Below are 11,591 nucleotides of genomic sequence, written 5' to 3' on the forward strand. Positions count from 1 at the left end.
TTTTGTATACCTGAAGGAGGTACATAAATGTTTGAGCATTATAGCGAAGCAGTTAATTGGATTCATAGTCGGTTGAAATTTGGAGTAAAGCCTGGCTTGAAAAGAATGGAATGGCTTTTAGCAGAATTAAATCATCCTGAAAAAAACATTCCGATCATTCATGTTGCTGGAACAAATGGTAAGGGCTCTACCATTTCATATATGCTACATATGTTAACAGAGGCTGGATATAAGGTTGGGAGCTTCACGTCTCCATATATAGAAACCTTTAATGAACGAATCAGTGTAAATGGTATTCCGATTTCTGATCAAGAAATGCTTGAACTCGTCAATGAAGTAAAGCCATATGTAGAAAAAATTGAGGAAACAGATCTTGGTGGACCAACTGAATTTGAAATCATCACAACGATGATGTTTGTTTACTTTGGAAAATACAATAAACCAGACTTTTTATTACTTGAAACAGGCCTAGGTGGACGACTTGATTCAACTAATATCGTTTCACCACTATTGTCAATAATTACAAATATTGGCTATGATCATATGAATATACTTGGGTCAACAATTGCTGAAATTGCTGCTGAAAAAGCTGGGATTATTAAACATGGAGTACCAATTATGACTGCAGTAGAAAACGAAAGTGCCTTACACGTAATTACTGAAACTGCACAGCTTCATGCTGCAGATTTATTTACTTTAGGAGAAGAAATTAACATTATTAATAAACAGCATTACAATCATGGTGAGAAGTTTTCCATTCAGACACCATTCAATACTTTTAAGGATTTGGTCATTACAATGAAGGGTCAGCATCAAATAAAAAATGCAGCATTAGCCCTCTCTTCAATTGATTATTTGGTACAAATGAACAAAGTAAGAATGACTGAGGAACAAATTCGCAAAGGGCTGGAGAAAACCGCTTGGAAAGGGCGATTTGAGCTTGTAAATAGCAATCCAGAAGTCATAATCGATGGAGCCCATAATCAAGAAGGAATTGAAAGCTTAATTGAAACTTTATCAAGGCATTATCCCAGAAAGAACATACACATTCTGTATAGTGCATTAAAAGATAAAGAGTATGCTGAAATGATTAACCGTCTATCAAGCATTGCGACATCTATGCATTTCACATCGTTTGATTTTCCAAGAGCAGCAACAGGATATGAATTATATTCTGCTTGCAAGCTAAATGAAAAAACATATTCAGAGTCATGGCAGTCCAAATTGGACGAGCTCCTCACAGCTTATCATGATCAAAAAGAAGATATAGTAGTAGTTACTGGATCATTATATTTCATTTCACATATTCGAGAATATTGTCGAGAAATAAATAGACGTTATAGGTGAAAAGTATGAGGTTGTTTATGACAATACTTTGAAAATTTGCTAAAATAATACGTATCTAACAGAAATAAAGTAAGGGGGCCAGACAGTGGACAAGAAGGTACATGTAGCATTATGGATATGTTGGATCATTGCTACACCCATTTTTTTAACGGTAGCCTTCGATATTTCACCTCCAGCCTTTAAGGGGTATGAGTGGGATATAGCCGCCTTTCTATTATTAATGTGTCTTGTCTCCATTTGGCCAATCATTATAAATGATACCTCTATTTTTTATGTCCAAGGTGTTTCATTGGTTGTGTTTTTATTTTTTGGTTTATTTATAGAAATGATTCTTACACAAATTGCTGTTATTGTTTTGTTGCTAAAAGTGCGCGTGGGTTTTAAAGACCTTTATCGCTATCCTTTGAACGCACTATTGTTTTACTGCATATCCTTAGGTGGGGCTGGTGTTTATTATTTAGTTGGAGGAACACATGGGCTCCTAACATTTAATGAAGATTTTTTAGCCATTATCGCGTATGGATTATCAGTATTTATCATCAACCAATCATTATTAAGTTTCTTTCAAGTTTTTATTTTTAAGATGAAATTTAAATTTTTAACAAGAGGCTTTTTATGGGAGTTATTTACTTCACTCCTTGTGTTTCCGATGGGAATTGGACTATACTTCCTTTATCTTCAGGCTGGAATGAAGGCAATTTTCTTTGTCGGAATACCTTTGCTAGGATTATCTATTTTTCTAGCACTTTATTATAAAACTCAGCGCATAAATCATTATTTACAGCAAGCAAGCGAGATTGGACATCAACTAACAGAAAGATTACAAAAAAAAGATGTTCTAGATATCTTTATGGAAAAAGTAACAAACATGATTCCTTTAGAAGCTGCTTATATTATCGATGTGTATGAAAAGGACAAACTAAGAATCGTTAGGAAATTTGAGAATGGTAAAATCCACGTTAATGTAGAAGAAGCCAAATCTCCTGATCGAGGAATATCAGGACATGTCTATATTATGAGAGAGAGTGTCATATTCCATAGAAGAAAACAATGGAAACATATCCACAAATCACAGCTACCAGAAACTGTGGAGAGTGTTATCGGTGTACCTGTCATTAGAAATCAGGATTTAGTTGGAATTGTAATTCTTGCCTCCAACAAAAAACACGCTTTTGATCGTGCTCAGCTTATGATTATTGATCTATTGTCAGCTTACTTAGGTGTTGCAGTTGAAAATGCAAAAAACTATGAAGAAACACGAAGACAAAGTGAGCACTGTCCACTAACTGGCTTGTATAATTATCGATACTTAGAACATAAGCTTGATCGGGAATTTAAGCATCTGCAACAAAGGAAACTCGATACGCTTACCCTCATTTTATTAGATATTGATCATTTCAAAGCAGTAAATGATACATATGGTCATCACGCAGGAAATGAAGTTCTTATCCAACTATCAAAACGGCTTCTACAGTATGTTAGGAAAAAAGGTACCGTTGCTAGATATGGTGGGGAAGAGTTTGTCATACTCCTCCCAAACTTTGAAAAGCAAAACAGTGTGGCATTTGCTGAAGAACTTCGTCAGTTAATTGCTAACCAGCCATTCGAAATTGAGCATTCATTACAAAACAACAACAGTAGAACTATTTCTGTCTTTATAACGGCAAGCTTTGGGGTGGCTACAGCACCAATCGATGCAGATGATACATTTTCGCTCATTCGACATGCAGATCGAGCAATGTATATTGGTGCTAAGAAAGCTGGAAGGAATAAGGTAGCTGCGTATGTGAGTTAAGGGATACACAGGCTGTAGGGAATAAGTATTATTTCCCATGGAATAATACTCGTTACTGTATTGTATCTAGTTGGATTAATATCACAGTAAAATAATTAAGAAGTTAAACTAGAAAAAGCTGTTAGCACACAATTTGCTAGCAGCTTTTGTAGTAAGGTGGTTTACTAAACAGCTTAATTATTATTGTAATTAACATTTACAAAAATTGATTCTAACTGTACAAGGATATCATCATAAGAAAGCTCGCCAGTACCACTAATACAGTTATTGTTAAATGCTGATAAGCTCGTAGATGGAGAATAAATGTTATAATTTTGATTAGAGGGAAGACCCGATACTAAGCCTCTAACACATATTTTTGCAGATGAATCAAAGCTATTAATATGTTTATTATGAAAATTTGCGTTACCTTGAACATAAATGGTCGAATCACTGAATCCATTTATATTATCATTAAAATCAACAGAACCCTTGATGAAAATTGTTGAATTATTCCTCATATCATTTATGTTCTTTAATTGAGCGTCGCCACCAATATAAAAAAATTGCATTGTTGTCTAATGTAATTGGTTGATTAAAATTAGCAGAACCCATAATTACAAGGGTAGAATCAATGATTTTTTGATTGATATTAGAAAACTCAGCATTGCCTCCTACATAAAGCTTTGAGTAATGAATACCACTTATCGGTTCCTCGAATGATCCATTTCCCTTTATATATAAAGTAGAATCGATAATTCCCTTGTTAAATGTCTTATTACCTTCTAAATGACCATTTATGACAATCAGTTTATTTTCGAAGTCTTGAACTGGATTATTTAAGTGAACAATTGAATCTGTATAAGAGCAATTTTGTGTACCAAACTCAACATTACTAGATATACAAGATAGTAGGTCTTTTGGTTCGGTAATACTAATAGTATAATCAATCCCGTTTCCTAGGTCTCCCTCTGAATCAGTGGGATTAATTGTGAAATTCAAAAGAGAGACATTAACATTACTAGAAATTGTTTTTTTTGAGTTATTCTGACTGCTACCTTCACTATTTAATGTAATACTTAATGAATGATCTGAATTTTTGTTAATATCTTTAATGATAATCGAAAATTTATCTTCCTTAGAAATGTTAAAACTCTTTGTTAATACCGAAGGATTGCTGTTGAATTCTTGAATTTTATCTATGAAAATGTCTATTGTTTTCTCTTTGTATTGCTCTGGTGCTTGTAATTTACCTAACCTCGAATCTTCTACGATTATTTTTTTAACTTCTGTAATAGTTGATTGTGCTAAATTATCTAAAACGACATCATAATATGTAATACCCATCTCAGCTAAATCAACGGTTTTTACGTTTTGTTCGGTAGTGATAATTTGTTTTGTGTTATTGAGTGAAAATCCAAGTACTAATAATCCTAGTATTGTAAAGATGGTGATCGTTAACAAAACAATCATAAGTGCCAATCCTTTAGTATTCTTAATATATCTCAAAATTAATTCACATCCAATTTGGATAATGTCGTTCTTATTTCGTATTTAAGTTCAGGATTATCTGTTGGGGAGATCACTAGCTTAAAAGAAAGTGTATCTGACAAATGAATACTTTGATTAAGTAACTGATCAGTTCCAGTACTTGTATCATAAAAAGAATAACGAAATTCAGGATTTGAAATGATTTCCTCTTTATGATCGGGAAAAATAACTTTTATTGGATTTTGATTAAACATAATTGTATATGAATCATATGATTGATGAATTTTCGTCAATTTTGTAACAATTAAATTTGCCTCTTGTTGTAATAAAACGGTCTCTTGAGCTTTTTTTGAATAATTAAAACCGTTTAACAAAACTCCCCAAATTAGCACCAATAGTGTCGAAAGGATAGCAAGTGTAGCTAATACTTCAATTAAAGTTAATCCGTTTTGATGTTTTAGCGATTTTTGCATCTTATGTTCCTTCCTCTTTTAAGTAAGTATAAGATTCAGTTATTTTCTTATCGTTATGGTAAACTTCGATTGTTGAAGGATATAAGCTTGGGAATTCTGGATCCCTCATTACGGTAATCGAAACTTCATAATCAAGATAGATAAAGGAAAAAACATATGCATTATTTTTTAACGTCACATTTTCAGTATAGGTGGTAATATGTTTACATTTATCGTCTGTAAAAATAGGGTTTTTGAATGCGTTCATATTTTTAATGAAGTTTGGGTTTTCCTTAAAACAATTTTCAACATCATGAATAATATTAACCGACTGTAATTTAGTAGATGACATAGAGTTATACTTAAATGAATTTGTGAAAAATGACATAAACGTTAATAGCACGATAGCTAGAATAGTTATTGATGCAACTAATTCAATTAATGTTAGTCCATGATTATTAAAAAGGTGTTTCTTCAAAATATCACCTACATATCTATTTGTGTTCTAGCAAGAATGATTTTTATAGGATTTTTTTACTATACTTACCTTTTGAAAAGATACAAATATTACATATAATAAACAAAATTTCTTTGTTTTATTAATTATGTACCTATTATACAATGAAAATGTCGAATGATATCTAAAATTGAGCAGATATGTGCATGAAAATATTACTAAGGTGATTTAAATATGGAGGTTTTTCTGTGGAACAATTCATTTTTGGATTTATTGGTTATACTATCGTCCTAATTTTATTGTTTTTATTACCAATAAACGCAACAGCAAAAAATAAATCTATCATTGCAACACTTTCATTATTTATTTCATATGTTGGGATAATAGCATCACAAACAATGAATACCATTTCCTCCTGGGTAATCGTTTTTTTGTTATCAATAGTAGGAGGATATCTTATTTTCAATAAATTGAACTTTTTTTCAAATAGTGTAAATGTTAGCCCATTTGTGGAAGGAAATTTAGAAAATAGTAATACACAACAGTTAACAAAGGATTTTTTTAAAATAGAACCTAATATTCAAAACAAACGAATGAAAATAGAGGATACTAAAACACAGGAACGACCAGAAGAAGAAATTGATTTTTTAAGTAAAAGATTATCAAATAATGCCTTTGAGGATCGTATAAAGGGACATGCTTTTCACAAAAATAGCTCCACAAATCCTTCAGAGGAAATCGAAATTGATTTTGAAAAGATTTTATCCCAAGAGCCTTTTGGCAAAGGAGAGCAATAGATGCAATGGAATAATCAAACGAAGGGACTACTAATTCTCTTGCTGTGTAGTTTGTTTATATATGGATTTTCACAACTTGGGTCTTCTGCAAATAAAGCTTTTTTCAATAAAGGTACATATACAAAAGAGACTAAAGTTGCTTCCATCACAATTGAAGGATTGACAAAGGAACAGGCTTTACAGTCTTTATTCAGTGAATTATCAAAATGGCAGGAAAAAACGACAATTATCCTTGAATACGATCATGAGGCAATACTAGATAGTGCGTTATTTCAGTTTCAACCGGAAACAACGTTAAATCAGGTAAAGGATGGAACAATTACAACTGTCGAAGTAGTCCTCGAAGAAGGAGAACTTGAACGTTTTTTGCAGAGAGAATTTCCTTCAGTGTATAGTGCGATCAATCTTCAACAGCTAACTAATGATATCCAAACTGTAGCGAAAAATCTTGACAGAGGTATTTTTAAGTTTGATTTAAATGAATATATTCAAATGGATCAGTTAGAGAAAACGGTCATTAGTGAAGCAAGCATTTCTGTAGCTGAAAATTCAAATATTGATTTTAAACAAAATGAAATTATCGTTTCGATTGAACCTGGTACAACATTTTCTTTACAAGAATTTCTTACAGAGAATCAGTTTTTAGATATAGATAACGAATCTGTTAGTAAATTAGCGACAGTTCTATACAAAGCGATATTATCCTCACCTTTTGAGGTAATAGAACGGCATATTAGTTCTGAATTACCAGATTACGCAGAGCTTGGAATGGAAGCTGCATTTATACAAAACCAATGGGATTTTAAATTTCATAATTCACAAGATCAAGCATATGACCTTTTTATTACTAAAACGAACGATCAAATTGTTGTTAAGATTAAAGGTTTCCAATCGGAAGAATATAAACTTGAAATGAAAGATGAAAAATCCTATCCAACACGGACGATTGTTCAGTATGATCCATCACTAGCTCCATCACAAATGCAGGTAATGAATAAAGGAAAAGATGGTCGATCCATAACAGTTGTTCGACAAGTGTACGTGAATGGAGAATTTCAAAATGAACTGACAATCTCAGAGGATTACTATCCACCTGTTTATAAAAGTGTAAAACAAGGTCTTAAGTCAGGCTTGAATGAAATCTCTAATGATGAGCAAGAAAATGAGGAAAATAAAACAGAACAACTCATCCCGCCTTCTGAGGACCTAGATACTGATAATGTCCAAACGGATAAGGAAAACGAAGATTCATCAAATAATACGACGGGATCTAATGACAAAGAAAATCAAGATGAAGAGCTATGGGAAACGCCTGAGATTATGAAGTGAGGGGATAAGGATATTATGAATCAAGCACGTAAACGGTTAGGGGATCTTCTTGTCGAAACAGGCTTTATTACTGAGGAACAGCTACAAACGACTTTAAAAGAAAAGACCAACACTCAAAAATTAGGAGATGCCTTGCTCCAACGGGGCTATATCACTGAACAACAATTAATAGAAGTGCTGGAATTTCAGTTAGGTATACCACATGTAAGCTTGTATCGATACCCTTTTGATGTGAAGCTTTTAAACCTTGTACCAAAAGAAGTTGCAAAGCGTAATTTACTTATTCCTATTAAAAAAGAGGAGAATAAGCTTTTTGTTGCGATGACTGATCCATTAGATTTTTATTCAATTGATGATTTACGTCTATCAACAGGGTTTCAAATTGAAACGGTAATTGCCACAAAGGATGATATTTTGCGGGCGATTCATAAATATTATGAACAGGAAGATGATATGGAAGGTTTATTCTTATTTGATGCTCCTGTTGAGGTAAAGGAAGAGCAGATGACTGACGCAGATTCACCTGTTATAAAATTAGTGAATCAAATGATCCAAAATGCTGTTCAGCAAAGAGCAAGTGATATCCATATAGACCCAGATGAGGCGAAGGTCTCAATTCGAATTCGAGTGGACGGGCTTCTTAAAACCGAAAGAGTTTTACCAAAGCATATGCAGAGTATGTTGACAGCAAGAATAAAAATAATGGCGAATATGGATATTACAGAAACTCGGATACCGCAAGATGGTCGGATAAAAACGACAGTTGACTTCCACCCAATTGATTTACGTATTTCAACACTTCCGACTGTTTTCGGAGAGAAGATTGTCATGCGGATTTTAGATTTAGGAAGTACGCTTAATGATATTAACCAGCTTGGTTTTCATAAAGTGAATTTAGAGAGATTTTCTAAATTAATTGAACGACCTTCAGGCTTAGTGTTAATAACTGGACCGACTGGCTCAGGAAAATCATCGACATTATATGCCGCGTTAAATAAATTAAATACCGAAGAAGTAAACATTATTACTGTTGAAGATCCAGTAGAATATCAATTAAGTGGTGTAAACCAAATTCAAGTTAACACAAACGTTGGTTTAACGTTTGCAAAAGGCTTAAGATCGATTTTAAGACAAGACCCTAATATTATTATGGTCGGTGAAATTCGTGACAAAGAAACAGCTGATGTTGCTGTTAGAGCTTCGTTAACTGGTCATTTAGTTTTAAGTACATTGCATACAAATGATTCATTAGGAACAATCACTCGTTTAATGGATATGGGTGTGGAACCATTTTTAGTCGCTACCTCGCTTTCAGGTGTTGTTTCACAGCGACTTGTTCGTAAGGTTTGCCGTGATTGTGCAGTACAAGTGGAACCTACTGTTAGAGAATGTGAAATTTTTGCGAGCAGAGGGATTGTTGCTGATAAAATCACAAGAGGAAAAGGCTGTGGGACCTGCAATATGACTGGCTATCGAGGTAGAATCGCAATTCACGAGCTGCTTGTAATAACAAACGATATGAAACGTGTCATTATGAATGGCGAACCTTTTTCAAAGCTTAGGGAGCTTGCAATTAAAAATAAAACGATTTTCTTAATTGATGATGGTCTTTTGAAAGTGAAGATGGGCTTAACGACAACAGAAGAAATCTTACGTGTAGCAACGATGGAGTGAGGAAATGAAAAATAAAATTGAAGAATTAATGTGTGCAGCATTTCATTTGAAAGCATCCGATATTCATCTTACTGTTGGGATTCAGCCTGCTTTTCGTGTGAATGGTGATTTGAAAAAATATGGAGATGCTGTTTTAACACCTGATGATACGTTGAATATGGCAAAAGCAATTGTTCCTGCAGCTATGTGGGGGAATTTTCAAGAAAAAGGTGAATTGGACTTTTCCTATGGGATTCCAGGGGTTTCAAGATTTCGGATAAACATATATAGGCAGCGAACATGTGTCTCAATGGCGATTCGCATCATTCCAACAATGATTCCAACATTGGATGAATTGCAGCTACCACCTATTTTGAAAAAAGTAGCAGAGAAGCCTCAGGGCTTAGTGCTTGTTACAGGACCAACTGGTAGTGGAAAATCAACAACCCTAGCTGCAATGATTCATTATATAAACCAATCGATGAGTAGGCATATCATAACCTTAGAGGATCCGATCGAATATTTACACAAGCATGGGACAAGCATTATTGATCAGCGTGAGGTTGGCTTTGATACACTGAATTTTTCCAACGGTTTAAGAGCAGCCTTACGTCAAGATCCAGATGTAATTTTAGTTGGAGAGATGCGTGATTTAGAAACGATTCATACTGCAATAACGGCTGCAGAAACGGGACACTTAGTATTTGGAACTCTTCACACTTCAAGTGCGCCAGCGACAATCGATCGTATTGTTGATGTATTTCCGCCAAACCAGCAGGTACAGGTAAGAATTCAATTAGCATCTGTTTTAGTTTCAATTATTTCACAGCGCTTATTTCCAACACCAAACAAAGATTCCAGAAGAGCTGCATTTGAAATTTTGATAAATAACTCGGCAGTGGCGAATTTAATCCGTAATGAAAAAAATCATCAAATTCAGAATGTGATGCTAACAAGCCGTGCCCTAGGGATGATGACACTAGAGGCAAGTATACAGGAGCTTGTCATGAAAAATGCAATATCCAGGGAATTCGCTGCACCTTATTTAAGGGAGAATAGTACTCAATATGGCGAAATTTAAATACGAAGGTAGAGATGCCTCAGGAAAAACAGCTGGGAAACTGACAAGCACATCGAAAAGAGAAGCAATGCTAAGGCTGAAGGAAAAAGGCATTCGCGTTACACATATCGAAGAAATTCCGGAAACTCTCTTTACAAAGGAGATTGTCATCGGAAATCCAGTAAAGCTTAGGGATATGGTCATCTATTTACGCCAATTTGCGACATTATTGAAAGCTGGAATATCTGTTGTGGATGCAACTGGAATTCTTGCTAAGCAAACAACAAGTAAGTATTTAAGTAAAGCTCTATTAGATATTGATGAAGACCTTCGCTCTGGAAATCCATTGTCATCTGCTGCAGCTAAGCATAAAAAAATCTTTACATCCATGTTTATCAATATGGTAAGAGCTGGTGAAGCGAGTGGGAATCTTGATGATACGTTAGACAGGCTTGCGATTCATTATGAAAAACAACATAAAACAAGACAAAAAGTAATTTCTGCATTAGCTTATCCTGCAGTAGTAGGAATCATTGCCATAATAGTAATTATTTTTCTTCTCGTAGCAATCGTCCCTACGTTTGTCGATATGTTTGAGGATTTTGGGGCGGAACTACCTCTTATTACTAGGTTTGTGCTTAATTCTAGTGAATGGATGCAATCGTTTTGGTGGGGTGTAATCCTTGGAATGGGAATTATAACAGCACTATTTATGTTTTTAAGAAGTAGGAAAGAAACAAAATATTATCTTGATTATCTCTCGTTAAAAATACCAATTTTTGGTAGTGTGTTGCAAAAAGCGGCTTTAGCAAGAATGACAAGAACCTTAAGCTCGTTATTTTCAAGTTCGGTGCCAATTCTCCAAGCCATCTCCATCGTTGAAAATGTCGTAGAAAACGAAGTGATCTCCCGCGTCTTAACGCAATCACGTGATTCTCTAGAAAAAGGCATTTCCTTAACAGAACCTATGAAAAACCATTGGGTGTTTCCGTCACTAATTGTCCAAATGATTGCAATTGGAGAAGAAACAGGTGCACTAGATGAAATGCTCGGAAAAGTAGCCGATTTCTATGAGGATGATGTTGAACAAACAACAGATCGATTAAAGTCATTAATTGAACCGCTAATGATCGTTTTCCTTGCCGGAATTGTCGGTACAATCGTCACTTCTATTATGGTTCCAATGTTCGATATTTTTAATCAAGTTCAATAAATTTTGGTAACTAAAAAA

11 protein-coding genes are annotated in these 11,591 nt (G+C 34.2%); 7 read left to right on the forward strand and 4 right to left on the reverse strand.

Annotated elements, in window-relative coordinates; translation table 11 throughout:
• The first annotated feature begins 27 nt into the window (after positions 1-27).
• Both I7822_RS24255 and I7822_RS30505 read left to right on the forward strand, forming a co-directional pair.
• Positions 28-1,347: a bifunctional folylpolyglutamate synthase/dihydrofolate synthase gene (locus I7822_RS24255; RefSeq protein WP_207981651.1), complete on the forward strand. Its 1,320-nt coding sequence runs from the start codon at positions 28-30 to the stop codon at positions 1,345-1,347.
• Between the two features lie 85 nt (positions 1,348-1,432).
• Positions 1,433-3,142 carry a GGDEF domain-containing protein gene (locus I7822_RS30505; protein ID WP_207981654.1) on the forward strand — a complete coding sequence of 570 codons (1,710 nt, stop codon included), beginning with the start codon at positions 1,433-1,435 and terminating at the stop codon, positions 3,140-3,142.
• Between the two features lie 173 nt (positions 3,143-3,315).
• Here the strand turns inward: I7822_RS30505 and I7822_RS24265 are convergent, their stop codons facing one another.
• From I7822_RS24265 to I7822_RS24280, 4 genes are read right to left on the reverse strand one after another with little or no spacing between them, the layout of a single operon-like run.
• Positions 3,316-3,642 (reverse strand): hypothetical protein, encoded by a 327-nt coding sequence (locus I7822_RS24265; RefSeq protein WP_207981655.1) that lies wholly within the window; start codon positions 3,640-3,642, stop codon positions 3,316-3,318.
• Between the two features lies 1 nt (position 3,643).
• Positions 3,644-4,594, reverse strand: coding sequence for a hypothetical protein (locus tag I7822_RS24270; protein WP_207981656.1), 951 nt, complete (start codon positions 4,592-4,594; stop codon positions 3,644-3,646).
• A 38-nt stretch (positions 4,595-4,632) separates the two neighbouring features.
• Positions 4,633-5,085: a PulJ/GspJ family protein gene (locus I7822_RS24275; RefSeq protein ID WP_207981657.1), complete on the reverse strand. Its 453-nt coding sequence runs from the start codon at positions 5,083-5,085 to the stop codon at positions 4,633-4,635.
• Position 5,086: 1 nt separating this feature from the next.
• Positions 5,087-5,542, reverse strand: coding sequence for a type IV pilus modification PilV family protein (locus I7822_RS24280; RefSeq protein WP_207981659.1), 456 nt, complete (start codon positions 5,540-5,542; stop codon positions 5,087-5,089).
• A gap of 227 nt (positions 5,543-5,769) precedes the next feature.
• Between I7822_RS24280 and I7822_RS24285 the strand changes: the two genes are divergently transcribed.
• Genes I7822_RS24285 through I7822_RS24305 form a run of 5 tightly spaced genes read left to right on the forward strand, consistent with a single transcriptional unit; the run spans position 5,770 to position 11,573 of the window.
• On the forward strand, positions 5,770-6,318 hold the full coding sequence (locus I7822_RS24285; protein ID WP_207981660.1) for a hypothetical protein: 549 nt from the start codon (positions 5,770-5,772) through the stop codon (positions 6,316-6,318).
• Positions 6,319-7,647, forward strand: a complete 1,329-nt coding sequence (locus I7822_RS24290; RefSeq protein ID WP_207981662.1) for a VanW family protein — start codon at positions 6,319-6,321, stop codon at positions 7,645-7,647.
• Positions 7,648-7,662: 15 nt separating this feature from the next.
• Complete coding sequence (locus I7822_RS24295) at positions 7,663-9,321, forward strand: GspE/PulE family protein (protein WP_207981663.1); 1,659 nt, start codon at positions 7,663-7,665, stop codon at positions 9,319-9,321.
• 4 nt (positions 9,322-9,325) lie between these two features.
• Positions 9,326-10,381 (forward strand): type IV pilus twitching motility protein PilT, encoded by a 1,056-nt coding sequence (locus tag I7822_RS24300; RefSeq protein WP_207981665.1) that lies wholly within the window; start codon positions 9,326-9,328, stop codon positions 10,379-10,381.
• A complete protein-coding gene (locus tag I7822_RS24305) occupies positions 10,368-11,573 on the forward strand; it encodes a type II secretion system F family protein (protein ID WP_207981666.1) in 1,206 nt (401 codons plus the stop codon). The genes I7822_RS24300 and I7822_RS24305 overlap by 14 nt, the downstream gene beginning before the upstream one ends.
• Positions 11,574-11,591 lie beyond the last annotated feature (18 nt).

The sequence above is a fragment of the Metabacillus bambusae genome (assembly GCF_017497975.1).
GTDB classification, from domain to species: domain Bacteria; phylum Bacillota; class Bacilli; order Bacillales; family Bacillaceae; genus Metabacillus; species Metabacillus bambusae.